Origin of the sequence: Burkholderia sp. B21-005 (assembly GCF_020843965.1) — a bacterium.
Taxonomy (GTDB): Bacteria; Pseudomonadota; Gammaproteobacteria; order Burkholderiales; family Burkholderiaceae; genus Burkholderia; species Burkholderia ambifaria.
Window position 1 is genome coordinate 2,183,753 of record NZ_CP086301.1, and the last position, 23,977, is coordinate 2,207,729.

A 23,977-nucleotide genomic window follows, 5' to 3' on the forward strand; every position below is an offset into this window, starting at 1 on the left:
TTATCTCAGTTTGACGCCGCGACGGGGGCACGCGATGCGTGCCGCGCAAGCCGGCTGCAGCGCACACAGGCCGCGTGTGTGCGGCAGTGCAGCGACGGACGGCGGCACCGAGGGCCACCGCCCGTGAAACGCGTTACTGGCTGAACAGGCGGCGCGTGACCGGCGAACCGGCCGGGATGCCCGCTTCCTCGAGCTTCGCGTACAGCTTCATCAGTTGCTGGTCGATCGCGACGAGCGTCGATTCCGGCAGCGGCCGGCGCGAATCGTCGACGACCCGCGCACCGATCCGCTCGGACAGCGACTTCGCGTAGTCGCACATCAGCCGGAACGGCAGGATGTCCTCTTCAGCGACCGGCACGTCGAGCACCAGCGTGATCATGTTGCCGCCCTTGTACGTCAGGTCGTCGCGCAGGAAGTTCGTGTCGCCGAACTGCAGCATGAACACGGGGTTCTGCTTCGCGTCGAGCTTCACGAAACGCGTGCCGTCGCGCGACAGCAGCAGCCCGTCCTGCGATGCGACGGCCTGCACGTAGTTCGCCGACCACGGCGCGCCGTCCGACATCACGTTGATCGACAGTTGCGCGTCGCACTGCGCGGCAAAGCCGTCAAGCTCGCGCGCCATCGCGACCGTCTCCATCATGTCCGGGAATTCCGGTGCGCCGTCGATCGCATCGGCGAACTGCTGGACGCCCGTCACGAACTCGGAGAATTCGAGCTCGTTCAGCGCGCCGCTGCGGTTCGCGAGTTGCGCGGCCGCGCGCAGTTCTTCATAGCGCACGCCGTTCTGCAGCAGTTCCCACTGGCCGCCTTCCGGCTTGCCTTCGATATGCACGGGCTTGCTGCCCGCGCGGCGCAGCCGTTGCGCGGCCGGCAGGATCTTCTCGCCCGGCAGCGACCCGCCGAGGCGAATCGGCACGATGCAGTCGATCCGGCGGTCGACGATCGCGGGCGGTGCCGAGGAGACCGTCGTCGCGGCCGGCAGCACGGGTTCGGCCGGTTCGTTCGATGCGTCGCCGGCCGGCGCTTCATGTGCGGCGGCGACCGAACCTGCGTCGACGGACTGCCTGGCCGGCTCGGTCGATTCCGACGGCGTGTCGCCGCCGGTGGCCTCGGCCTGCAGATCGGCCGGCATGTCGGCAGGCGCCACGCCGCCGAAGGTCGGCTCGACGCGCGCTGCTTCAGCCGGCGTGCTCGCTGCGCCCGGCGCCGGTGCCGCAGGTTCGCGGCGCGCGGGCTGGCGCACCGGCTCGATGAACGGCAGCTCCTCGTCGCGCTCGGGGCGATTCATCGCCTCGGCCGCCTCTTCCGGCATCGGGCGCGGCATCCTGCGCCGCACCTTCGCGCCCTGCCACGCGTTGTAGACCACGACGCCGCCCACCACGACGGCGCCGGCGCCGATCAAACCGAGTGTCAACTCGTCCATGCACGCTCCATCAGCAATTCTTTTTCGTCGGACCCGCGAACGGGCGCCCATGCGCCGCGCGAACGCGGTCCGGTTTCGTCAAACGTCAATTCTGGGCAAAACCCGCGGCGGTTTCCATGTCCACCGCGACGATCCGCGATACGCCCTGCTCCTGCATCGTCACGCCGATCAGTTGCTGCGCCATCTCCATCGCGATCTTGTTGTGCGAGATGAAGAGGAACTGCGTCTTGGCGGACATCGCGCGCACGAGATTCGCGAAACGCTCGGTGTTCGCGTCGTCGAGCGGCGCGTCGACCTCGTCGAGCAGACAGAACGGTGCCGGGTTCAGCTGGAACATCGCGAACACCAGTGCGGTGGCGGTCAGCGCCTTCTCGCCGCCCGACAACAGGTGGATGGTCGCGTTCTTCTTGCCCGGCGGCTGCGCCATCACCTGCACGCCCGCGTCGAGGATTTCGTCGCCCGTCATGATCAGCTTCGCCTGGCCGCCGCCGAACAGGCGCGGGAACAGGTCGCTGAAGTGACGGTTGACCTCGTCGAAGGTGCCCTGCAGCAGCGTGCGGGTTTCCTGGTCGATCTTGTGGATCGCGTCCTCGAGCGTCGTGATCGCATCGGTCAGGTCGGCCGACTGCGCATCGAGGAACACCTTGCGCTCGCTCGCGGCCTTCAACTCGTCGAGCGCGGCCATGTTCACCGGGCCCAGCGCGTTGATCGCGTTGTTCAGGCGCGTGACCTCGCCCTGCAGATACGACGGTTTCAGGTCCGGCGTCAGCTTCTCGCGCAGCGCTTCCTCGTCGACCTCGGCTGTCGTGAGCTGCTCGGCAAACTGTTCGACGGACAGGCGCGCGGCCTGCTCCTTCAACTGCAGCTCGGTGATGCGGTCGCGCAGCGGCTGCAGCGAACGCTCGGCGACGAGACGCTGCTCGTCCGACGCGCGCAGCTTCGCGGTCAGGTCGTCGAGTTCGATCCGCGCGGCCTGCAGCGCTTCTTCCTTCACCGCGCGAATTTCGAGCGCGTCCTGCAGGCCCGTGTGCGCGGTCTGCTCGTTGATCGTTTCGAGTTCGGCGCGCGCGTCTTCCAGCGACGCGGCGACACGCTCGCTCTGCTCGTGCGCGACCTGGATGCTGCGCTTGAGCTCGTCGATCCGCGTAACCGCGTTGCGCGCGGCGAAGCGCGCGTCGTTCGCGCCGCGCTCGAGGTCACGCGCTTCCTGGCGCGCCTGCGTCAGCGATTCGTCGAGCGCTTCGAACGCGAGCTGGTTGTCCTCGAAGCGCGCCTGCAGTTCCGCGAGTTCGCCGTCGAAACGCTCGAAGTTCGCTTCCGATTCAGCACGCAATGCGCGCTGCTCGTCGATCTGCGCACCGATTTCCTCGAGTTCCTCGCGGATCTGCGTGCTGCGCTGCGTGTAGCGTTCGTGCGCCTGCGCGAGCTTCAGCACGTCCATCTGCAGCGCGTGCACGCGCTGCGTCGCGCGTTCGGCCTGCGCGCGCACGTCGCCGAGCGCCTGCGCGGCCTGCGTGTGCGCGGCTTCCGCCCGCACCGCGGCCGTGCGGGCTTCGTCGGCGAGCAGCGCCTGCGCACGCACCTGGCGGGCCAGGTTCTCGATTTCCTGCTGGCGGGCCAGCATCCCGGCCTGCTCCGAATCGGCCGCGTACAGCTGCACGCCGACGCGCGTGACGATGTGGCCGGCCTTGACGACGAACGCGCCGCCTGCCGGCAGTTGCGCACGCGTCGCGAGCGCCTGCGCGACGTCGTCGGCGACGTACACGTTGCCGAGCCAGTCGTTCAGCACCGCACGAATGCCCGCATCGTCGATGCGCACGAGCGACAGCACCGGGCGCAGCCCGGCCGCGGCGGCCGGCGGTTCACCGGCGGCCGGCGGCGCGTAGAACGCGAGCTTCGCGGGCGGTGCATCGGTCGCGAACGCCTTCACCCAGTCGAGATTCGACACTTCGAGCGCAGCGAGGCGCTCGCGCAGCACGGCCTCGAGCGCCGCTTCCCAGCCCGCTTCGACGTGCAGCTTCTTCCACAGGCGCGGCAGCGCGCCGAGTTCGTGCTTGTCGAGCCACGGCTGGATCTTGCCTTCGGTCTGCACGTTCTCCTGCAGCTGCTTGAGTGCGGCGAGCCGCGCCTCGAGCTGGTGGATCTGCGTGCTTTCGGCCTGCACGCGCTCCTGCGCGGCACGGCGTTCGCCGTCGAGACGCGGCAGCGCTTCCTGCGCATCGGCCAAGCGCGCCTGCGCCTCGGCGAGGATCTCTTCCTGCTCGGCGAGCTGCATGCGCAACTCTTCGAGTTGCGTTTCGTCCGGCGCATCAAGCCCGCCCGCCTCGGACTTCAGGCGCTCATGGCGCTGCTGAAGCTGCTGGAGCTGCTGGTCGGCATTGCGCTGGTGCGCGGCCTCGAGCTTCAGCGACTGCTCGGTCTGCGCAATGCGCGCGCGCTCGTCGTTGAGCTGCGCCTGCGCATCGCGCCACTTCGCTTCGAGCGCCGGCAGCGCGTCGTGTTTCGCGGCCGCGTTGTCTTCAGCGAGCGCGGCCTTCTCGTCGGCCATCGCGCGCGCTTCCTCGGCTTCCTCGAGCTCGTCCTGCGCCTTCTCGGCCTGCGCGCGCCATTGCTCGCGCTGCGCGTTCAAGGCGGCGATCTGCGCCTGCACGCGGTTGCGCGATTCGACGATGAACTTGATCTCGGCCTCGAGGCGGCTCACTTCAGCGTTCGCCTCGTAGAGCGCGCCCTGCGCGCCCTGCATTGCGTCGCTCGCCGAGTAATGCGCGACCCGCAGCGTCTCGAGCTGCGACTCGACCTCGCGCAGCCGGGCCGTCTGCGCCTCGAGGTCGATCTGCGCCTGCTCGATCGCGCGCAGCTGCTTCTGCTGCTCGCCCGCGGCCTCGTTCTTGCGCAGCAGCCACAACAGGCGCTGCTTCTCCTCGCCATCGGCGACGAGTTCCTTGTACCGGGTCGCGACGACGGCCTGCGCCTCGAGCTTCTCGAGGTTCGCGCCGAGCTCGCGGACGATGTCCTCGACGCGCGTCAGGTTCTCGCGCGTGTCGTGCAGGCGGTTCTCGGTCTCGCGGCGGCGCTCCTTGTACTTCGACACGCCCGCGGCTTCCTCGAGGAACACGCGCAGCTCTTCCGGCTTCGCCTCGATGATCCGCGCGATCATGCCCTGGCCGATGATCGCGTACGCACGCGGGCCGAGGCCCGTGCCGAGGAAGATGTCCTGGATGTCGCGGCGGCGCGCCGGCAGGTTGTTGATGTAGTAGCTCGACGTGCCGTCGCGCGTCAGCACGCGCTTCACGGCGATCTCGCCGTACTGGCCCCACTGTCCGGCCGCGCGGCCGTCGGAGTTGTCGAAGATCAGCTCAACGCTTGCCCGGCTGCCGGGTTTGCGGGCGGTCGAGCCGTTGAAGATCACGTCCTGCATCGACTCGCCGCGCAGCTCGGACGCGCGCGACTCGCCGAGCACCCAGCGCACGGCATCGATGATGTTGGACTTGCCGCACCCGTTCGGGCCGACCACGCCGACTAGCTGGCCCGGAACCTGGAAATGCGTGGGATCGACAAAGGATTTGAAGCCAGCGAGTTTGATCGAGCTCAGACGCACGGCGGTATCGGATGTGAAGAAGGTGTGAAACGGACGGGCCGCGACGCGCGGGGCCGGACGGCCCGTGTGCGCGATGCGCCCCGGAATTCAAAAGCGGGGCCGCGCGCATCCAGCGTTGGGCCCCGCAAACGGCTTCCATCATACCATCGCGCGTGCGCCGTCCCGCCCGTCGCCGGGTTTGCCCCGTGCCGGCGCGGCACGATGGACCCGGCTCGACAGCAGCGTCGCCAGCACGATGCACGCGCCGCCCGCCCACTCGCGCGCGCTCGGCAGTTCGCTCGCGAACACCCATGCGGACAGCGCGGTGATCACGATCTCGAACAGCATGATGATCGACGCGCGGTTTGCCGGCACGCGCGCAAGCCCGTATTGCACGAGCAGGTTGTTCACCGCGATCGTCACGCCGATCGCGACGATGATCAGCGCGGCGGTGCCGAGCTGGCCGCCGGCCGGCGCGGCCGGCAGCCCCTCGAACAGCGACGCGATCGCGCCGAACACCGCCGCGCCGCCGAACAGCGTCGCGGTGCGCATCTCGGCGCGCATCTCCGGCAGCTCGCGGCTCGCCTTGATCACGAGCACGTTGCTCATCGCGAAACTCAGGCCGGCCGCGAGCCCCGCCCATTCGGCCGGGTTGGCCGGCAGCGGCACGCCGAGCGTCGGCGACCACAGCATCAGCATCGCGCCGCCGATCGACAGCGCCGCGAGCCCCGCGCCGGCCCAGGTCAGCCGCTCGCGCAGCAGGAAATGCGCGTAGATCGCGGTCCACGCCGGCGTCAGGTAGAACAGCAGCATCACGCGCAGCACTTCCCCGTGGATCGTGCCCCACACGAAGCCGAGGTTGGTCACGCCGGCCGTGATCGCGATGCCCGGCAGCACCCAGTGCCAGCGCAGCGTCGCGATCGTGCGGTGGCGCACGACGACCACGAACAGGAAAGCGACGAGGCTCGTCAGCGCGCTCGCCAGCGTGCCGGTGAGGCCGAGCGACGCAAGGATGCGCAGCGGATACCAGATCAGGCCCCATACCGAAGCGCCGATCAGGATGGCCAGCGTCGGCAGGCTGCCGCGTACCGCGTTATTCATTTGGTTCGATACCCTTTATTCGACCGGCCCGGCCGCCGCTCCGGCGGGCCGTGACCGCATTGCGTCACGCTATAATCGTCCGCTGCGAGCCGCGCGCCGTCGGCGCCCGTTCGCAGCCGTGCGGCACCTGCGCCGCCCCTTTCGCTCCAACCGGCCGCGACGGCCGCTTCGCCCGTGAACCCTCGACTCGACTCGCTCCAGCCCTATCCCTTCGAAAAGCTGCGCGCCCTGTTCAAGGACGTGACGCCCGGTGCCGGTACGCCCGGTGCCAGCCTGAAACCGATCAGCTTCGGCATCGGCGAGCCCAAGCACCCGACGCCGGCGCTGATCCGCGACGCCGTGGTGGCCGCGCTCGACGGCCTCGCCTCGTACCCGGCCACGGCCGGCTCGGACGCGCTGCGCACGTCGATCGCGCACTGGCTCGAACGCCGCTACGGACTGCCGGCGATCGATCCGGCCACGCAAGTACTGCCCGTGTCGGGGTCGCGCGAAGCGCTGTTCTCGCTCGCGCAGACGGTGATCGACTCACGCGTGAGCGCGGACGGCAAGAAGGCGATCGTACTCTGTCCGAATCCGTTCTATCAAATTTACGAAGGCGCGGCGCTCCTGGCCGGTGCCGAACCCTATTTCGCGAACAGCGACCCGGCGCGCAATTTCGCGTGCGACTACGCGGCCGTGCCCGACGAGGTCTGGGCGCGCACCCAGCTGCTGTACGTGTGCTCGCCGGGCAACCCGACGGGCGCCGTGCTGACGCTCGACGACTGGCGCGAGCTGTTCGCGCTGTCCGACCGACACGGTTTCGTGATCGCGTCCGACGAATGCTATTCGGAAATCTATTTCGACGAAGCGGCGCCGCCGCTCGGCGGCCTCGAGGCCGCGCACCGCCTCGGCCGCGGCTTCGAACGCCTCGTGATGCTGTCGAGCCTGTCCAAGCGCTCGAACGTGCCGGGCATGCGCTCGGGTTTCGTCGCCGGCGACGCCGCGCTGCTCAAGAAATTCCTGCTGTACCGCACCTACCATGGTGCGGCGCTGTCGCCGGTCTGGCAGCACGCGAGCATCGCCGCGTGGAACGACGAGGCGCACGTGCGCGAGAACCGCGCGCTGTACCTGCAGAAGTTCAACACGGTCACGCCGATGCTGGCCGACGTGATCGACGTGAAGCTGCCCGACGCCGCGTTCTACCTGTGGGCCAATGTCGCGCGCACCGGCCTGTCGGACACCGAGTTCGCCCGCCGCCTGTACGCCGACTATAATGTGACGGTTCTGCCCGGCTCGTACCTGGCGCGCGACGCGCATGGCACGAATCCGGGCCGCGATTTCATCCGGATCGCGCTCGTCGCGGGCACCCCTGAATGCGTCGAGGGCGCGCAACGCATCGTCGATTTCTGCCGGGCTCTCGCGCGGTAAGACGTCCATCCCGATCAATTCCATTCATCTTCTGCGAAAACGAACATGTCGCAACAACTTCAGCAAATCATCGATACCGCCTGGGAAAACCGCGCCGAGCTGTCGCCGAAGGCCGCGCCCGCCGACGTCCGCGAAGCCGTCGCTCATGCGATCGAGCAACTCGACAAAGGCGCACTGCGCGTCGCCGAGAAGATCGACGGCAACTGGACCGTGCACCAGTGGCTGAAGAAGGCCGTGCTGCTGTCGTTCCGCCTGGAGGACAACGCGCCGATGCCGGCCGGCGGCTACTCGCAGTTCTACGACAAGGTGCCGTCGAAGTTCGCGAACTACACGGCTGAAGACTTCGCCGCGGGCGGCTTCCGCGTCGTGCCGCCGGCCATCGCGCGCCGCGGCTCGTTCATCGCGAAGAACGTCGTGCTGATGCCGTCGTACACCAACATCGGCGCGTACGTCGACGAAGGCACGATGGTCGACACGTGGGCCACGGTCGGTTCGTGCGCGCAGATCGGCAAGAACGTGCACCTGTCGGGCGGCGTCGGCATCGGCGGCGTGCTCGAACCGCTGCAGGCGAATCCCGTCATCATCGAGGACAACTGCTTCATCGGCGCGCGCTCGGAAGTCGTCGAAGGCGTGATCGTCGAGGAGAACTCGGTGATCTCGATGGGCGTGTACCTCGGCCAGAGCACCAAGATCTACGATCGCGAAACGGGCGAAGTCAGCTACGGCCGCATCCCGGCCGGCTCGGTCGTCGTTGCCGGCAACCTGCCGTCGAAGGACGGCTCGCACAGCCTGTACTGCGCGGTGATCGTGAAGAAAGTCGACGCGAAGACCCGCGCGAAGGTCGGCCTGAACGAGCTGCTGCGAGGCGACTGATGGCCAAGCCGCACACCGTGGTCGTCTACGGCATTCCGAACTGCGACACCGTGAAGAAGGCCCGCGTGTGGCTCGACGATCACGGCGTCGAGTTCGAGTTCCACGACTTCAAGAAGCTCGGCGTCAGCGCACCGCTCGTCGAAGACTGGCTGAAAGACGTGTCGCTCGACGCGCTCGTGAACAAGCGCGGCACGACGTGGCGCGGCCTGGACGACGCCATGAAGGCGGCCGCGGAAACGCGGTCCGGCGCGGTCGCGCTGATGATCCACAAGCCGTCGGTCATCAAGCGCCCCGTGCTCGTCGTCAACGGCCGCGTGAAATCGCTCGGCTTCGTGGCCGATCAGTACGCGGCGCTGTTTGCCGCCTAGGGCCGCCCGCGCTGCGCCCGCGGGTGCAGCCCGACGTCTCGTCACTGCCGGCCACCGCGCCGGCATTTTTTATCGAAAGTGGTCCGAACCATGTCCGCCACCCTAGCCCTTACCGAACAGCTGATCGCCCGCGCGTCCGTCACGCCCGACGACCAGCATTGCCAGCAGATCATGACCGAGCGCCTCGCCGCGCTCGGCTTCGAATGCGAGACCATCGCGTCGCATGGCGTGACCAACCTGTGGGCCGTCAAGCGCGGCGCCGACGGCCGCGATGGCAAGCTGCTCGCGTTCGCGGGCCACACCGACGTCGTGCCGACCGGCCCGCTCGAGCAGTGGACCTCGCCGCCGTTCATCCCCGCACATCGCGACGGCAAGCTGTACGGCCGCGGCGCGGCCGACATGAAGACGTCGCTCGCGGCGTTCGTCGTCGCATCCGAGGAATTCGTCGCGGCCCACCCCGGCCACCGCGGCGCGATCGCGTTCCTGATCACGAGCGATGAGGAAGGCCCGGCCACCGACGGCACCGTGAAGGTCGTCGAACTGCTCGAAGCGCGCGGCGAACGCCTCGACTACTGCATCGTCGGCGAGCCGACCTCGACCACGGAGCTGGGCGACGTCGTGAAGAACGGCCGCCGCGGCTCGATGTCGGGCGAGCTGGTCGTCAAGGGCGTGCAGGGCCATATCGCGTACCCGCACCTCGCGAAGAACCCGATCCACCTGCTCGCGCCGGCGCTCGCCGAGCTCGCCGCCGAACAGTGGGACGAAGGCAACGAATACTTCCCGCCGACCACCTGGCAGGTGTCGAACCTGCATGCCGGCACCGGCGCGACCAACGTGATCCCCGGCCACGCGGACCTGATGTTCAACTTCCGCTTTTCGACGGCGAGCACCGTCGAGGGCCTGCAGGCACGCGTGCATGCGATCCTCGACAAGCACGGCCTCGAATACACGCTGAAGTGGTCAGTGAGCGGCCTGCCGTTCCTCACGCCACGCGGCGACCTGTCGAACGCGCTGGAGAACGCGATCCGCGCCGAGACCGGCCTCACGACCGAGCTGTCGACGACGGGCGGCACGTCCGACGGACGCTTCATCGCGCGCATCTGCCCGCAGGTGATCGAGTTCGGCCCGCCGAACGGCAGCATCCACAAGATCGACGAGCACATCGACGTGCGCTTCGTCGACCCACTGAAGAACGTGTACCGACGCGTGCTCGAACAACTGATCGCCTGACGGAGCCTCGCATGACGACACCATTTGCAACTATTCGCGACCTGCTGCGCTACGCGGTCACGCGCTTCTCGAAGGCCAAGCTCGCATTCGGCCACGGCTCGGACAACGCGTACGACGAAGCCGCCTACCTCGTGCTGCACACGCTCGACCTGCCGCTCGACACGCTCGAGCCGTTCCTCGATGCGCGCCTGCTGCCCGATGAAATCGCGGCCGTGCTCGCGGTGATCGAACGACGCGCGACCGAACGCGTGCCGGCCGCGTACCTCACGCATGAAGCGTGGATGCACGGCCACCGCTTCTACGTCGACGAGCGCGTGATCGTGCCGCGCTCGTTCATCGGCGAGCTGCTCGACGACGGGCTGCAGCCGTATGTCGCCGATCCCGAGCAGGTCGGCGCTGTGCTCGAGCTGTGCACCGGCTCCGGCTGCCTCGCGATCCTCGCCGCCAGCGCGTTCCCGAACGCCGAGATCGACGCGGTCGACCTGTCCGACAAGGCACTCGAAGTCGCCCGGATCAACGTGGGCGACTATGGCCTCGACGAGCGCATCACGCTGCATCGCGGCGACCTCTACGCGCCGCTGCCCGCGTTCCGCGCGGAACCCGACGCACGCTACGACGTGATCCTGACGAACCCGCCGTACGTGAACGCGACGTCGATGGCAGCCCTGCCGCCCGAGTACCGGCACGAGCCGGAGATGGCGCTCGCGGGCGGCGAGGACGGAATGGACATCGTGCGGCGAATCATCTCGGAAGCGCACAAGTGGCTGCACGACGACGGCGTGCTCGTCGTCGAGATCGGCAACGAGCGCGAGCACGTCGAAGCCGCGTTCGGCGGCCTCGAACTCACGTGGCTGCCCACCAGCGCGGGCGACGACACGGTGTTCCTGATCCAGGCGTCGGACCTGCCGCGCAAGGCCTGACGGCGCGCCGCGGCTGCAACCGTGCGGTACGGCACACCGCTGTCCCGCACGGTTGGGTAAGATGCGCGTAAGCGGCCGTCGCGCCGCACGACCTCAGGAGTCCGTCACGCGCCCATGACCCTCGACTGGCTACATCTCGGCACCCTGATCCTGGCCGTCCATGTGCTCGGGATCATCGCGGCGTGTCACGCGCTCATGAACACGCGCACGTCGCAAGGTGCGATCGCGTGGGCCGTGTCGCTCGCCGCGATGCCGTACCTGACGCTCATCCCCTACCTGTTCCTCGGTCGCAGCAAGTTCTCCGGCTACGTCGACGCGCGGCGCCACGAGATGGAAGCGTTGCGCACGCACACGCCGCGCGTGCCGTGGCTCGATGCGGACGCAACCAACGGGCCGGCGGCCGATGCGATCGGCCGGGCTGCCGTGCTCGCGCTCACGCGGCTCGGCGGGATGCCGTTCGTCGGCGGCAACTCGGTGCGCACGCTCGTCAACGGCGATGCGACCTTCTCGGCGATCCTGTCGGCGATCGACTCGGCGCGCGATTACGTGTTCGTCCAGTTCTTCATCGTGCGCGTCGACGCGCTCGGCCTGATGCTGCGCGACGCACTGCTCGCACGCGCGGCAGCCGGCGTGCGCTGCTACCTGCTGTACGACAGCATCGGCAGCTTCGACCTGCCGCACAGCTACGTCGACACGCTGCGCCGCGGCGGCGTCGAGGTCCACCCGTTCGCGACCCACCGCAAGTTCGTCAACCGCTTCCAGCTCAACTTCCGCAACCATCGCAAGATCGTCGTCGTCGACGGCAATCGCGCGTTCGTCGGCGGACACAACGTCGGCGTCGAATATCTCGGCGCGAACCGGCGCCTGTCGCCGTGGCGCGACACCCATATCGAAATCCGCGGCCCGGTGGTCGCCAGCATTCAGTACGTGTTCGCCGAAGACTGGCACTGGGCCACGCAGACGCTTCCGCCGCTCGCCGCGCCGCCGGAGGCGCTGCCCGGCGACGCGATGCATTGCCTCGCCGTGCCGATGGGGCCCGCCGACAAGCAGGAAACCGGCTCGCTGTTCTTCGTCGGGGCGATCAACGCCGCGCACGAACGGGTGTGGATCACGACACCGTATCTCATACCCGACGAAGCGGTGATCGCCGCGCTGAAGCTCGCGGTGATGCGCGGCGTCGACGTGCGCATCCTGATCCCGAGCCGGCGCGACCACTACGTCGTGTTCGAGGCGTCGAAGCTCTATGCACGCGATCTCGTCGACGCAGGCGTCAAGGTGTTCCGCTACCGGCCCGGCTTCCTGCACCAGAAAGTCGTGCTGATCGACCGCATCGCGGCCGCGGTCGGCAGCGCGAATCTCGACAACCGCTCGTTCCGGCTGAACTTCGAAATCATGGTGCTGACCGTCGATCGCGCGTTCGCCGACGAAGTCGAGGCCATGCTCGACGCCGATTTCGCGCAGGCCTACGAGGTCGATGCGAACGAGTATCGGCACTCGCCCGCGTGGCGGCGCATCGCCATGCACGTCGCGCGCCTGTTCGCACCCATCCTGTAGCGCCCGTAGCGCTCGCGCGAGCGCCGGCCTGGCGCCGCCCGGATGGCAGCACCGCTTTCGCACCGTCCGGCCCGGCATGGCGGTCACGGCCCGTTCGGCCCGGCCAGCCCGCTCGCCGCGTCACGGCGTTACAGCAGCTTGTCGATATCCGCGGCGATTTCCTCGGGCTTCGTCGACGGCGCATAGCGCTTGACGATCCGCCCGTCGCGGTCGACCAGGAATTTCGTGAAATTCCACTTGATCGCCTTCAAGCCGAGAATGCCGGGCGCCTCGTCGGTCAGATAGCGGTACAGCGGATGCGCATGGTCGCCCTTCACGTCGACCTTCGCGAACATCGGGAACGTGACGCCGTAGTTGCGCTCGCAGAACGCGCCGATCTGCGTAGCGTCGCCCGGCTCCTGCTTGCCGAACTGGTTGCACGGAAAGCCGAGCACGAAGAAGCCGCGCGCCGCGTACTGGTCGTACAGTTTCTGCAGGCCCGCATACTGCGGCGTGAAACCGCACTCGCTCGCGGTATTGACGATCAGCAGCACCTTGCCGCGATACGCATCGAGCGACGCCGGCTCACCGGCGAGCGTCTCCGCGCTGAACGAATACAGGGTGGACATCGGGCACTCCTTTTATGAGACCGGAACGACGTGGAGTCTAGGCGAAATCGCGCCGTTGCGGCACCCGCCGTTCGGCCGATATCCGGAGCGACGCGCGCGCAGTCTAGAATAGCGGTTTTGGTCAGTCATTCCCGCCGTGATCCGTTTCAATCAGTTCAGCCTTGCTCGAGGCACCAAACCGCTGTTCGAGTCGGCCTCGTTCGTGCTCAATCCCGGTGAAAAGGCCGGCCTGATCGGCGCGAACGGCGCCGGCAAATCGACGCTGTTCTCGGTCCTGCGCGGCGAGCTGCATTCCGACGCCGGCGATTTCTCGATGCCGCCGTCGTGGCGGATCGCCCACGTGTCGCAGGAAACGCCCGCGGTCGACCGCTCGGCGCTCGACTACACGCTCGACGGCGACACCGCGCTGCGCGAGATCGAAGCGCGCATCGCCGCCGCGTCGGCCGCGCATGACGGCGCGGCCGAAGCCGACGCGCACGCGGCGTTCGCCGACGCCGACGGCTATACCGCACCGGCGCGCGCCGAAGCGCTGCTGCTCGGCCTCGGCTTCACGCTCGCGCAGACGCGCGAGTCGGTCGCCAGCTTCTCCGGCGGCTGGCGCATGCGCCTGAACCTGGCGCAGGCGCTGATGTGCCGCTCCGATCTGCTGCTGCTCGACGAACCGACCAACCACCTGGACCTCGACGCGATCGTCTGGCTCGAGGACTGGCTGCACCGCTACGCCGGCACGCTCGTCGTGATCTCGCACGACCGCGAATTCCTCGACTCGATCTGCAACGTCACGCTGCATCTGGAAAATCGCCAGGTGAAGCGCTACGGCGGCAACTACTCGCAATTCGAAGTGCTGCGTGCGCAACAGCTTGCGCTGCAGCAAAACGCATACGAAAAGCAGCAGAAGACGATCGAGCACCTGCAGAGCTTCGTCGACCGCTTCAAGGCCAAGGCGACCAAGGCAAAGCAGGCGCAGAGCCGGATGAAGGCGCTCGAGAAGATGGAACTGATCGCGCCCGCGCACATCGCGTCGCCGTTCACGTTCGAGTTCCGCACGCCCGACGCCGCGCCGAACCCAATGATGGTGATGGAAGATGTCCGCTGCGGCTACCATGCGGACGACGGCACGGACATCCCGATCGTCGAACGCGTGGCGCTGTCGATCCAGAACGGCCAGCGCATCGGCCTGCTCGGCGCGAACGGCCAGGGGAAGTCGACGCTGATCAAGACGCTGGCCGGCACACTCGCACCGCTGTCGGGCCACGTGCGCGACGGCAAAGGCCTGACGATCGGCTATTTCGCGCAACACCAGCTCGAAACGCTGCGCGAGGACGATTCGCCGCTCGCGCATCTCGCACGGCTCGCACCCGACACGCGCGAACAGGAATTGCGCGACTTTCTCGGCGGCTTCAATTTCTCCGGCGACATGGCGACGAGCCCGGTCGCCCCGTTCTCCGGCGGCGAGAAAGCGCGGCTCGCGCTTGCGCTGATCATCTGGCAGAAGCCGAACCTGCTGCTGCTCGACGAGCCGACCAACCACCTCGACCTCGAAACGCGTCACGCGCTGACGATGGCGCTCGCGCAGTTCGAAGGCACGCTGATCCTCGTCTCGCACGACCGCCACCTGCTGCGCGCGACCACCGACCAGTTCATGCTCGTCGCGAAGCACCGCCTGCAACCATTCGACGGCGACCTCGACGATTACCGCGACTGGCTGCTGCAGCACGCGGCCGAGCAACGCGCGGCCGCGAAGGCCGACAGCGCGGCGGCGACGGGCGCCGATACGGGTGTCAACCGCAAGGACCAGAAGCGCCAGGCGGCCGAGGAGCGCCAGCGCCTGTCGCAGCTGAAAAGGCCGCTGCAGAACCGCGTCACGAAGCTCGAAAAGGAAATGGAAGCGCTGCATGCGGAGAAGGCACGCCTCGACACGTTCGTCGCCGATCCGGCGAGCTACGAGGCCGCGCGCAAGACGGAGCTGACCGAAGCGATCCGCAAGCTCGGCGAGGTCAATACGCGGCTCGAAACGGTCGAGGCCGACTGGCTCGCCGTGCAGGAAGAGCTCGAGCAGATCGGCTGAACGCGGCCCGGGGGCCGTCGGCCGGTCGCTTGATCGCTGGCGCGGCATCCACGGCGGCGTCAATAACCGACGAACCGGGCCGGCTGCATCCGGCCCGCAAACGACAAGGCCGGGCGCCCTGGCCCGGCCTCTTCATTGCAGGTACGACTGTCGTTGTCGGGTCGGCCGTACGCCGCCCGCTCAACGCCGCGGCAACGTATCGCGCGGCAGTTGCTCGTCATCGCCCATCAGGTGACGCCGCCCTTCGGGCGGCCGGCGGATCGCCGCGGCGACTTCCGCTTCCGTCACGTCCTCGGACACGACCCGGCGTGCCAGGCGCCCTTCGTCGTCGATCCACTCGACGATCCGGCATCCGCCGCCCCACGGGTGAACGATGGGCTCCGATACGCGGCAGCCGCGCAGGTTGTAAAGGCGTCCGCTGGCCGCATCCCCATACTGTTTCAACATAGGTTCCCTTCCATTGCGCGGTTCGACAATCCGGCAAAGGATAGGGAAAAGCGATGTCCGGCGGGTTACAGAAGCCTACATATTCTTTACAACGAATTACGCGACAGATCGTGGCCGGCCGCCACGCGCGGGTGCCGGCCACGCACGGTCACTCGAGATCGCGCACGCGGTCGATCGCCTGCTCGATCCGCTCGACGGCCATCACGTTCAGCCCTTCGATCGGCTGCTTCGGCACATTCGCCTTCGGGATCAGCGCGGCCGTGAAGCCGAGCTTCGCGGCCTCGCGCAGCCGTTCCTGGCCCCGCGGGGACGGCCGGATCTCGCCCGCCAGCCCCACCTCGCCGAATACGATCAGTCCCTTCGGCAGCGCCTTGTTGCGCATCGACGAATGGATTGCAAGCAGCACTGCGACGTCAGCGGCCGGTTCGGTGATCTTCACGCCGCCCACCGCGTTCAGGAACACGTCCTGGTCGAAACACGCGATGCCCGCGTGCCGGTGCAGCACCGCGAGCAGCATCGCGAGCCGGTTCTGCTCGAGGCCGACCGCGAGCCGGCGCGGGTTCGGCACGTGCGCCGTATCGACGAGCGCCTGGACTTCGACGAGCAGCGGGCGCGTGCCCTCCTGCGTGACGAGCACGCAGGAACCCGGCACGACCTGCTCGTGCTGCGACAGGAACAGCGCGGACGGGTTCGCGACGCCGCGCAGCCCGCGCTCGGTCATCGCGAACACGCCAAGCTCGTTGACCGCGCCGAAGCGGTTCTTGAACGCGCGCACGAGCCGGAACGACGAATGGGTGTCGCCCTCGAAGTACAGCACCGTGTCGACGATGTGCTCGAGCACGCGCGGGCCGGCGAGGTTGCCCTCCTTCGTCACGTGCCCGACCATGATGATCGCGGTGCCGGACTGCTTCGCGATGCGCGTGAGCTGCGCCGCGCATTCGCGCACCTGCGCGACCGAGCCGGGCGCCGACGTCAGCGCTTCGGAATAGACGGTCTGGATCGAGTCGATGACGGCGACGTCCGGGCGTTCCGCGTCGATCGCGGCCTGGATCTTCTCGAGCTGGATCTCGGCGAGCAGCTTCAGCTCGGCCGCCGGCGCGCCGCCGTCGAGCAGCGCGAGCCGTTGCGCGCGCAACGCGATCTGCGCGGCCGATTCCTCACCGCTGATATAGAGCGCGCGCCGCTCGTTCGCGATGTCCGCGAGCGACTGCAGCAGCAGCGTCGACTTGCCGATACCCGGATCGCCGCCGATCAGCACGACGCCTCCCGGGACCAGCCCGCCACCCAGCACGCGATCGAATTCGCCGATGCCGGTGGAGAAGCGCGGCACGTCGGCCGCCTCGATGTCGGCGAGCCGCTGCACCGGCGCCCGCTTCGCGAGCGACTGGAAGCGATGGGCGGACGGCGACTCGGCGACCGATTCGACGAGGGTGTTCCAGGCTTGGCACGACGGGCATTGCCCCTGCCACTTCGGGGTTTGTCCGCCGCACTCGCTGCAGACATAGACGGTTTTCTGTTTCGCCACGCGTGCCGTCCTTATTCCGCGCGCACCGGTACGCGGCCGGCGACCGCGCACATCAGTTCATAGCCGATGGTCCCGCAATGGCGCGCGACATCGTCGATCGGCAGCGCGTTGCCCCACAGCTCGACCCGCGCGCCGACCCCTGCCTGCGGGCACGGGGTGAGGTCGACGGTGATCATGTCCATCGACACGCGGCCGACGATCCGCGTGCGGATGCCGTCGACGATCACCGGCGTGCCTTCCGGCGCGACGCGCGGATAGCCGTCCGCGTAGCCGCACGCGACGACGCCGATGCGCATCTGGGCCAGCGCGGAGAACGTCGAGCCATAGCCGATCGCCTGCCCCTTCGCGATCGTCTGCACCGCGATCAGCTCGGACGCGAGCGTCATCGCGGGCTTCAGCCCGGTGTCGGCGATGTCGGCCGACAGTCCCGACGGCGACGCGCCGTACAGGATGATCCCCGGCCGTACCCAGTCGAAGTGCGTATCCGGATGCCACAGCACAGCCGCCGAATTCGCGAGGCTGCGCGCGCCGGCGATGTTTTCCGCGCCGCGCTCGAACGTCGCGAGCTGCTCGGCGACGCCGCGCTCGTTGTCGGCATCCGAAAAATGGGTCATCAACGTGATCTGGCCGATCCCGGGGCACGCACGGGCGCGCTCCCACGCGGCGCGGTATTTCTCCGGCACGTAGCCGAGCCGGTTCATCCCGCTGTTCATCTTGAGCTGCACGTTGACGGGCTTCGACAGCCGCGCCGTCTCCAGCATCCGCATCTGCTCGTCGTTGTGGACGGTGGTCGTCAGGCTGTAGCGGTCGATCACGTCGATGTCGGTCGAGCGGAAGAACCCCTCGAGCAGCAGGATCGGGCCGGCCCACCCAAGCTCGCGCAGCTTCACGGCCTCGTCGAGGTCGAGCAGGCCGAAGCCGTCGGTGCCGCGCAGGCCGGGAAACACGCGCGCGAGACCGTGGCCGTACGCGTTGGCCTTGACGACCGTCCAGACCTTGGACGGGCCGGTAAATCGGCGGACGACGGAGAGATTGTTCGCGAGAGCGGCGGTATGGATGGTGGCGGAGATCGGGCGCGGCATGGGAAATTTACGTAAAGACGCTTGCGAATCATCAGCTTACCGCGCCTTTTGAGCACCGAAGCCGACAATTTGCGGAACGATCGGGGAATCTTGCTAGTCCGAATTGCCGTATTTTCGTGTTATAAAGCCGTGCGCACAACCCATTTCGAACGGAATAAGCCGATCGCATACCAGGCGGCCTACGCGGCCCTGCCGCAGCGACGAAAGCATCGCATCAGATGAAAAAAGGTTTTTACACCATCATGGCCGCGCAGTTTTTCTCGTCGTTGGCCGACAATGCGCTTCTCATCGCCGCCATCGCCCTGCTGAAAGACCTTCACGCCCCCAACTGGATGACACCGCTGCTCAAGCTGTTCTTCGTGTTGTCCTATGTGGTGCTGGCGGCTTATGTTGGTGCGTTCGCCGATTCGCGTCCGAAGGGGCGCGTGATGTTCATCACCAACTCGATCAAGGTGGTCGGCTGCCTGATCATGCTGTTCGGCGCCCACCCGCTGATCGCGTACGGGATCGTCGGGTTCGGCGCCGCGGCCTACTCGCCCGCGAAATACGGCATCCTGACCGAGCTGCTGCCGGCCGACCGGCTCGTCGCCGCGAACGGCTGGATCGAAGGCACGACCGTCAGCTCGATCATTCTCGGCACCGTGCTCGGCGGCGCGCTGATCAGCCCGCACATCGCGTCGCACGTGATCGCGCACACGCCCGCCTGGATCAGCACGCCCGCCGAAGCGGCGATGGCGATCATCATGGCGATCTACGTGATCGCCGCGATGTTCAACCTGCGGATCCCCGATACCGGCGCGCGCTACCCGAAGCAGGAGCGCGGCCCGGTCAAGCTCCTCACCGATTTCGCCGACTGTTTCATGGTGCTCTGGCGCGACAAGCTCGGCCAGATCTCGCTCGCGGTCACGACGCTGTTCTGGGGCGCGGGCGCGACGCTGCAGTTCATCGTGCTGAAGTGGGCTGAAGTCTCGCTCAACATGTCACTGTCCGAAGGCGCGCTGCTGCAGGCCGTGGTCGCGGTGGGCGTCGCGGGCGGCGCGATCGCCGCCGCCGCGCGAATCCCGCTGAAGAAGTCGCTCTCCGTTCTGCCCGTCGGCATCATCATGGGCATCGCGGTCATGCTGATGGCGTTCTACACGCGCGACCTGTTCCCCGCGCACTGGGCCCTGCACTTCGGCCACCTGCGCCTGCCGGTGTACCTGATCGTCGCGTACATCTTCCTGATCGGCGTCGGCGCGCTGTCCGGCTATTTCGTGGTTCCGATGAACGCGCTGCTGCAGCATCGCGGCCACGTGCTGCTGTCGGCCGGCCACTCGATCGCGGTGCAGAACTTCAACGAGAACCTGTCGGTGCTCGTGATGCTGTGCCTGTATGCGGTGCTGGTCTGGCTCGACGTGCCGGTCGGCGTCGTGATCGTGCTGTTCGGCACGTTCGTCTGCCTGACGATGTGGCTCGTGATGCGCCGCCACCAGGCGAACCAGCGCCAGTTCGACTCGGTCGCGCTGATCGGCGAATCGCGGCACTGACGCTACACTTTCCGTTTCCGTCCGTCGGCGCCGGTCTTCGCACCGGCGCCTTGCCATCATGACGCACCCGATACCCAACGTCCTGACGATCGCCGGCTCCGACTCGGGCGGCGGCGCAGGCATCCAGGCCGACCTCAAGACCTTCTCCGCGCTCGGCGCGTACGGCGCGAGCGTGATCACCGCGCTGACCGCGCAGAACACGCGCGGCGTGAGCGGCGTGCACGCGCCGGACGCGGCGTTCGTGACCGCGCAGCTCGACGCGGTGTTCGACGACATCCGCATCGACGCGGTCAAGATCGGCATGCTCGCGAACGCGGCGATCGTGCAGGCGGTGGCCGACGCGCTGCGGCGTTACGCGCCGCGCTTCGTCGTGCTCGACACGGTGATGATTTCGAAGAGTTCGCACGCGCTGCTCGCACCCGACGCGGTCGACGCGTTGCGCGACGTGCTGCTGCCGCTCGCGACCGTCGTCACGCCGAACCTGCCCGAAGCGGCCGCCCTGCTCGGCGACACGCCCGCGACGACCGAAGACGAGATGGTCCGGCAGGGCCAGGCGCTGCTGCAGTCCGGCGCGAACGCCGTGCTGATGAAAGGCGGCCACCTGCCCGATGCGGCCGCGAGCCCCGACTGGCTCGTCGATGCGACGCATGCCGTGCGGCTCGGCGGCACGCGCGTGCCGGTCAGCAACACGCACGGCACGGGCTGCACGTTGTCGTCGGCGATCGCCGCGCTGCTGCCGCAGCGGCCGGATCTCGAGAGTGCCGTACGCGAGGCGAAGGTCTACCTGACCGGCGCGATCGCCGCGAGCGGCCGGCTCGACGTCGGCCACGGCGTCGGCCCGGTCCATCACTTCCATCGCTGGTGGTAAGCACCGGCTGACGCGGCGTCAGTCGTCCTGCGCGGCGAACGCCTGCGCGCGCGCCGGCCAGTCGTCCGGCACGATGAAGCCGCGCGCCGTCTCCCGCCACACACCGTCGCCGTCCTGTCGATGAACGCCGATCAGCGCGGGCGCCTGGCGCGCCGTCAATACGGATGGCAGCGCAAGCGAATTCGCCAGCGGTTCGGGCGCGGCATCGGCCGCCGCCCGCCGCGGCGCGAGCCAAGCCAGCCGCGCCAGCACGTTCCACGCCGCACCGTCGGGTTGCGCGGCCGCCCAGGCCGGCCACTGCGCGTGCGTCAGCCAGAAGCCGCGCGGATGATCGGCCGCGATTTCCGCGCAGACCGGCGGCAGCGGCACACCGTGCGGATAGAACAGCCAGCCCTTGATGAACATCTGCGCATCGGACGGCGCGCCGTAGCCGAGCAGCGCAAACCCGTGGCGATCGCTCAACCGCAACTGATGCTCGAGCAGCCGGCTGCGCTTGCGGTCGAGGCGGTCGACGAGATTCGGACCGACGAAATCCGCGAGCGATGCGTCGCCCTCCACCGGCGCGCACAGGTAGCACTTCACGGCGAGCTCCCAGTGCAGGCGCTGCCCGCCCGGCGCATCGACGAGGAAATCGACCTCGCCAAGCGTCTTGCCGTTGCTGCGCAGCGGCAGATTGGCGGCGACGAGCCGCAGCGACGGCCCGTGCGTGAGGAAATATTCGAGCAGGCATTCGGCATAGCGTCCGAGCCGCACCGGCCGCAGCCCGTCGAGCGCGCGGTGCAGCGGCTCGGGCGCGGCGTCGAGCGCGACGAGCCACGCTTCGACGGCCACCCGTTCGGGCGCATCCGACCACGGATGCGCGAGCGGCGCGCCGGGCGCCGCGGTGAGCAGGCTCGGGCTCGCGAGGAGCCACCCCAGATCGCGGACCGCGGCATCGCGCAGCGTATCGACGAACGCGAACGCCGCGCCGTGCGTCATTGTCCGACCGGCCCGGTCGCGTCGGCGTCCCCCGCCTGCTGGAACGTATCGCGCGCAAGGCATAAGTCGGCCCACGCCTTCGACTTGTCCTGCAGGCTGCGCAGCAGGTACGCCGGGTGGTAGGTGACGATCACCGGCACGCCTTCGTACGTATGCACGCGGCCGCGCAGCGACGCGATGCTCGCGTCCGTCTTCAGCAGCGTCTGCGCGGCGAAGCGGCCGAGCGCGACGATCAGCTTCGGCTTCACGAGCGCGACCTGGCGCTGCAGGTACGGCTCGCAGCGCGCGACCTCGTCGGGTTCGGGGTTGCGATTGCCGGGCGGCCGGCACTTGATCACGTTCGCGATGTAGACGTTCTCGCCGCGTTTGAGCGCCAGCGACTGCAGCATGTTGTCGAGCAGCTTGCCGGCCTGGCCGACGAACGGCTCGCCCTGCTTGTCCTCGTTCTCGCCCGGCGCTTCGCCGATCAGCATCCAGTCCGCTTCACGATCGCCGACACCGAACACGGTATTGGTGCGCTTCTCGCACAGGCGGCAGCTCGTGCAGTCGGCGACGCGTGCGGCGAGCGTATCCCAGTCGAGCATCGCCACCGGCGTTGCGGCAGGGCGCGATTCGCCCGGCGGCAGCGGATCGCCGGGCGGCGCCGCGTCGAACCACGCGAAATCGTCTTCGGTGGCCGGCGGCATGTCGTCCGCGACGGCGGCCGGCGCGGACTCGACGGACGCACGATCGTCGTCGATCGCGGCCGTACCCGTACCCGTACCCGCTTCACCGCTCGGCGCCGCATTGCGAGCCGCGCCGCCCACCGGCGGCGTATCGTCACGCGGGACCACACGCGCCGGCGGCTGCGTGTCATGCGGCGGCTGCGCCGCCGGCCGCGGCTTGGCCGCGTCGGTTACGCCGGTTGCGGCCGCAACGGTGGACGCATCGTCCGCCGCGCCGGACGCCGCAGCCGGCGTTTCGCCCGCTTCAGCGCTTTCCGCGCGCTGCCCGCGCCGCACCCAGATTTGCGCGAGACCCATTTCCTCGAGCGCTGCTTCAGCCCACGCCATGCGTGTCCCCTTCGTCCTTGTTCAGCGTCAGACGCATCACGATCGCGTCCTCCCTGCCGCGATGCCGCGCCGGATAGTAGTTCTTGCGCCGGCCGATCGTCAGGAAGCCGAAGCGCTCGTACAGATGGATCGCGCGCAGATTCGACGGCCGCACCTCGAGCAGCACGCCGTCGAGCCGCTCCGCGCGCGAGACGCGCACCGCTTCGCGCAGCAGCGCGAGGCCCGCGCCCGAGTGCTGGGCGGCCGGGGCGACGCACAGGTTCAGCAGGTGCATCTCGTCGATCACCGGCATCAGCACGCAATAGCCGACGAGCGCGCCCGTCACGTGCCGCAGGCACACGCCGAAATAGCCGTTGCGCAGCGAATCCTCGAAGTTGCCGCGGCTCCACGGGAATTCGTACGCGACCTGCTCGATCGCGACGACCTCGTCGAGATCGGTGTCGGTCATCGGCGACAAATAGCGGTCGCTCAGCAGTACACCCGTCATCCTTTCGCTCCGCCCGTCTGCGCGGCGCGCGCCGCGATGCGCTCGGCGGTGGTCTGCGCGACCTTGTCGCGCACGTATTCCGGCGCAGCCTGATCGGCCGGCACCGTACGGCCGGCGCGAAACGCCCGCAGCGCGGCATGCGCGACCGCCAGCGCATGCGGCAGCGCATCGCCGTCGATCACGGCTGCCGCGGCGGCAGCCGGCAACTTCGCGCCGAACGCGGCCGCCGCGTTGCCCGCGAGCGTGAACGGCACGTCGGGCACGCCGACGGCGCCCGGCGCATCGAGCGACGCCGGATGCAGCGTGCGCCAGTCGCCGGCCTGATCGTCCCACGCGAAATCGGCCCAGTACGCTTCGTCCATCCGCGCATCGAGCGCGGCCAGCACACGCGTCGTGCCGGGCGCGCGCAGCCGCGCGTGCTCGGCGCACGCGAGCAGCGTGCTGACCGGCACGACCGGCAGCCCGCGCCCGAACGCGAGCCCCTGGGTAATGCCGGTCGCGGTACGCAGGCCGGTAAACGAGCCGGGGCCCGCGCCGAACGCGATCGCGTCGCAGTCGCCGAACGAGAGACCCGATTCGGCGAAGAGTTCCTGGATGGCCGGCAGCACGCGCGTGCTCGACACGGCGCCCGTCGGTTCGTGGCGGACCCAGGTTTGCGGGGTGGAAACGGCGTCATCGGCCGGAGCCGAGCGCAGCAGCGCGACCGAGCAGTATTCGGTCGACGTATCGATGGCGAGGAGCACTGTTTGCGTCATGGCCGACATTGTAATGCGGCGCCCCGCTCCCACGGGCGATCGGACCCGATCCAGGTGCGTGCGCCGCGTGGCCGGCGGTTTGGAAGGATCGCTCGACCCCGCGCGGCGCTGCGCTTGTTAAGATCGGC

20 protein-coding genes are annotated in these 23,977 nt (G+C 68.5%); 9 read left to right on the forward strand and 11 right to left on the reverse strand.

Annotated features, from left to right (window positions below; all coding sequences use genetic code 11):
• Positions 1-133: 133 nt before the first annotated feature.
• The 3 genes from LMA02_RS10225 to LMA02_RS10235 form a co-directional block, all read right to left on the reverse strand.
• Entirely contained in the window at positions 134-1,423 is a 1,290-nt protein-coding gene (locus LMA02_RS10225; protein WP_228904687.1) for a cell division protein ZipA C-terminal FtsZ-binding domain-containing protein, read from the reverse strand.
• 85 nt (positions 1,424-1,508) lie between these two features.
• The gene (gene smc / locus LMA02_RS10230) at positions 1,509-5,021 is read right to left on the reverse strand and encodes a chromosome segregation protein SMC (protein ID WP_228904689.1); all 3,513 of its coding nucleotides are present in this window, start codon (positions 5,019-5,021) and stop codon (positions 1,509-1,511) included.
• Between the two features lie 138 nt (positions 5,022-5,159).
• The gene (locus LMA02_RS10235; RefSeq protein ID WP_228904691.1) at positions 5,160-6,101 is read right to left on the reverse strand and encodes a DMT family transporter; all 942 of its coding nucleotides are present in this window, start codon (positions 6,099-6,101) and stop codon (positions 5,160-5,162) included.
• Positions 6,102-6,275: 174 nt separating this feature from the next.
• Here LMA02_RS10235 and dapC point away from each other — a divergent pair, with 174 nt between their 5' ends.
• The 6 genes from dapC (at position 6,276) to cls (ending at position 12,453) form a co-directional block, all read left to right on the forward strand.
• Positions 6,276-7,508, forward strand: coding sequence for a succinyldiaminopimelate transaminase (gene dapC / locus LMA02_RS10240; RefSeq protein ID WP_228904693.1), 1,233 nt, complete (start codon positions 6,276-6,278; stop codon positions 7,506-7,508).
• 45 nt (positions 7,509-7,553) lie between these two features.
• Positions 7,554-8,381: a 2,3,4,5-tetrahydropyridine-2,6-dicarboxylate N-succinyltransferase gene (gene dapD, locus LMA02_RS10245; protein ID WP_006478479.1), complete on the forward strand. Its 828-nt coding sequence runs from the start codon at positions 7,554-7,556 to the stop codon at positions 8,379-8,381.
• On the forward strand, positions 8,381-8,749 hold the full coding sequence (locus LMA02_RS10250; protein WP_006755454.1) for an ArsC family reductase: 369 nt from the start codon (positions 8,381-8,383) through the stop codon (positions 8,747-8,749). The genes dapD and LMA02_RS10250 overlap by 1 nt, the downstream gene beginning before the upstream one ends.
• 90 nt (positions 8,750-8,839) lie before the next feature.
• The gene (gene dapE / locus LMA02_RS10255) at positions 8,840-9,979 is read left to right on the forward strand and encodes a succinyl-diaminopimelate desuccinylase (protein WP_166724923.1); all 1,140 of its coding nucleotides are present in this window, start codon (positions 8,840-8,842) and stop codon (positions 9,977-9,979) included.
• 11 nt (positions 9,980-9,990) lie between these two features.
• Entirely contained in the window at positions 9,991-10,899 is a 909-nt protein-coding gene (gene prmB / locus LMA02_RS10260) for a 50S ribosomal protein L3 N(5)-glutamine methyltransferase (protein ID WP_228904695.1), read from the forward strand.
• A 114-nt stretch (positions 10,900-11,013) separates the two neighbouring features.
• Entirely contained in the window at positions 11,014-12,453 is a 1,440-nt protein-coding gene (gene cls / locus LMA02_RS10265; RefSeq protein WP_228904696.1) for a cardiolipin synthase, read from the forward strand.
• Between the two features lie 128 nt (positions 12,454-12,581).
• Here cls and LMA02_RS10270 read toward each other — a convergent pair whose 3' ends face one another.
• Positions 12,582-13,061, reverse strand: coding sequence for a glutathione peroxidase (locus tag LMA02_RS10270; RefSeq protein WP_166724920.1), 480 nt, complete (start codon positions 13,059-13,061; stop codon positions 12,582-12,584).
• Between the two features lie 136 nt (positions 13,062-13,197).
• On the opposite strand from LMA02_RS10270, the gene LMA02_RS10275 reads away from it, so the two are divergent.
• Complete coding sequence (locus LMA02_RS10275; RefSeq protein ID WP_228904697.1) at positions 13,198-15,129, forward strand: ATP-binding cassette domain-containing protein; 1,932 nt, start codon at positions 13,198-13,200, stop codon at positions 15,127-15,129.
• 180 nt (positions 15,130-15,309) lie between these two features.
• Here LMA02_RS10275 and LMA02_RS10280 read toward each other — a convergent pair whose 3' ends face one another.
• The 3 genes from LMA02_RS10280 to alr form a co-directional block, all read right to left on the reverse strand.
• Positions 15,310-15,576 carry a DUF2866 domain-containing protein gene (locus tag LMA02_RS10280; RefSeq protein ID WP_228904698.1) on the reverse strand — a complete coding sequence of 89 codons (267 nt, stop codon included), beginning with the start codon at positions 15,574-15,576 and terminating at the stop codon, positions 15,310-15,312.
• 148 nt (positions 15,577-15,724) lie between these two features.
• The gene (gene radA / locus LMA02_RS10285; RefSeq protein ID WP_228904699.1) at positions 15,725-17,101 is read right to left on the reverse strand and encodes a DNA repair protein RadA; all 1,377 of its coding nucleotides are present in this window, start codon (positions 17,099-17,101) and stop codon (positions 15,725-15,727) included.
• An 11-nt stretch (positions 17,102-17,112) separates the two neighbouring features.
• Positions 17,113-18,183: an alanine racemase gene (gene alr / locus LMA02_RS10290; RefSeq protein ID WP_228904700.1), complete on the reverse strand. Its 1,071-nt coding sequence runs from the start codon at positions 18,181-18,183 to the stop codon at positions 17,113-17,115.
• A gap of 218 nt (positions 18,184-18,401) precedes the next feature.
• On the opposite strand from alr, the gene lplT reads away from it, so the two are divergent.
• Together lplT and thiD are read left to right on the forward strand one after the other, a co-directional pair.
• A complete protein-coding gene (lplT, locus tag LMA02_RS10295) occupies positions 18,402-19,709 on the forward strand; it encodes a lysophospholipid transporter LplT (RefSeq protein ID WP_006759633.1) in 1,308 nt (435 codons plus the stop codon).
• Positions 19,710-19,767: 58 nt separating this feature from the next.
• Entirely contained in the window at positions 19,768-20,577 is an 810-nt protein-coding gene (gene thiD / locus LMA02_RS10300) for a bifunctional hydroxymethylpyrimidine kinase/phosphomethylpyrimidine kinase (RefSeq protein WP_228904702.1), read from the forward strand.
• An 18-nt stretch (positions 20,578-20,595) separates the two neighbouring features.
• On the opposite strand, the gene LMA02_RS10305 is transcribed toward thiD, so the two are convergent.
• From LMA02_RS10305 to tsaB, 4 genes are read right to left on the reverse strand one after another with little or no spacing between them, the layout of a single operon-like run.
• Positions 20,596-21,555, reverse strand: coding sequence for a DUF1853 family protein (locus tag LMA02_RS10305; protein WP_228904703.1), 960 nt, complete (start codon positions 21,553-21,555; stop codon positions 20,596-20,598).
• Positions 21,552-22,607 (reverse strand): uracil-DNA glycosylase, encoded by a 1,056-nt coding sequence (locus LMA02_RS10310; protein ID WP_228904705.1) that lies wholly within the window; start codon positions 22,605-22,607, stop codon positions 21,552-21,554. The genes LMA02_RS10305 and LMA02_RS10310 overlap by 4 nt, the downstream gene beginning before the upstream one ends.
• Positions 22,594-23,094 (reverse strand): ribosomal protein S18-alanine N-acetyltransferase, encoded by a 501-nt coding sequence (gene rimI / locus LMA02_RS10315; RefSeq protein WP_228904708.1) that lies wholly within the window; start codon positions 23,092-23,094, stop codon positions 22,594-22,596. Before rimI ends, LMA02_RS10310 begins: the two co-directional genes overlap by 14 nt.
• Positions 23,091-23,858 carry a tRNA (adenosine(37)-N6)-threonylcarbamoyltransferase complex dimerization subunit type 1 TsaB gene (gene tsaB / locus LMA02_RS10320; RefSeq protein ID WP_228904710.1) on the reverse strand — a complete coding sequence of 256 codons (768 nt, stop codon included), beginning with the start codon at positions 23,856-23,858 and terminating at the stop codon, positions 23,091-23,093. Before tsaB ends, rimI begins: the two co-directional genes overlap by 4 nt.
• Positions 23,859-23,977: the final 119 nt, after the last annotated feature.

What these genes read in the sequence shown, in the direction of transcription:
- LMA02_RS10225 (WP_228904687.1), bottom strand. Translation starts at nt 1,423, where the DNA reads ATGGACGAGTTGACACTCGGTTTGATCGGCGCCGGCGCCGTCGTGGTG.
- LMA02_RS10235 (WP_228904691.1), bottom strand. Translation starts at nt 6,101, where the DNA reads ATGAATAACGCGGTACGCGGCAGCCTGCCGACGCTGGCCATCCTGATC.
- dapD (WP_006478479.1), top strand. Translation starts at nt 7,554, where the DNA reads ATGTCGCAACAACTTCAGCAAATCATCGATACCGCCTGGGAAAACCGC.
- LMA02_RS10250 (WP_006755454.1), top strand. Translation starts at nt 8,381, where the DNA reads ATGGCCAAGCCGCACACCGTGGTCGTCTACGGCATTCCGAACTGCGAC.
- dapE (WP_166724923.1), top strand. Translation starts at nt 8,840, where the DNA reads ATGTCCGCCACCCTAGCCCTTACCGAACAGCTGATCGCCCGCGCGTCC.
- prmB (WP_228904695.1), top strand. Translation starts at nt 9,991, where the DNA reads ATGACGACACCATTTGCAACTATTCGCGACCTGCTGCGCTACGCGGTC.
- cls (WP_228904696.1), top strand. Translation starts at nt 11,014, where the DNA reads ATGACCCTCGACTGGCTACATCTCGGCACCCTGATCCTGGCCGTCCAT.
- LMA02_RS10270 (WP_166724920.1), bottom strand. Translation starts at nt 13,061, where the DNA reads ATGTCCACCCTGTATTCGTTCAGCGCGGAGACGCTCGCCGGTGAGCCG.
- LMA02_RS10280 (WP_228904698.1), bottom strand. Translation starts at nt 15,576, where the DNA reads ATGTTGAAACAGTATGGGGATGCGGCCAGCGGACGCCTTTACAACCTG.
- alr (WP_228904700.1), bottom strand. Translation starts at nt 18,183, where the DNA reads ATGCCGCGCCCGATCTCCGCCACCATCCATACCGCCGCTCTCGCGAAC.
- lplT (WP_006759633.1), top strand. Translation starts at nt 18,402, where the DNA reads ATGAAAAAAGGTTTTTACACCATCATGGCCGCGCAGTTTTTCTCGTCG.
- thiD (WP_228904702.1), top strand. Translation starts at nt 19,768, where the DNA reads ATGACGCACCCGATACCCAACGTCCTGACGATCGCCGGCTCCGACTCG.
- LMA02_RS10305 (WP_228904703.1), bottom strand. Translation starts at nt 21,555, where the DNA reads ATGACGCACGGCGCGGCGTTCGCGTTCGTCGATACGCTGCGCGATGCC.
- LMA02_RS10310 (WP_228904705.1), bottom strand. Translation starts at nt 22,607, where the DNA reads ATGGCGTGGGCTGAAGCAGCGCTCGAGGAAATGGGTCTCGCGCAAATC.
- rimI (WP_228904708.1), bottom strand. Translation starts at nt 23,094, where the DNA reads ATGACGGGTGTACTGCTGAGCGACCGCTATTTGTCGCCGATGACCGAC.
- tsaB (WP_228904710.1), bottom strand. Translation starts at nt 23,858, where the DNA reads ATGTCGGCCATGACGCAAACAGTGCTCCTCGCCATCGATACGTCGACC.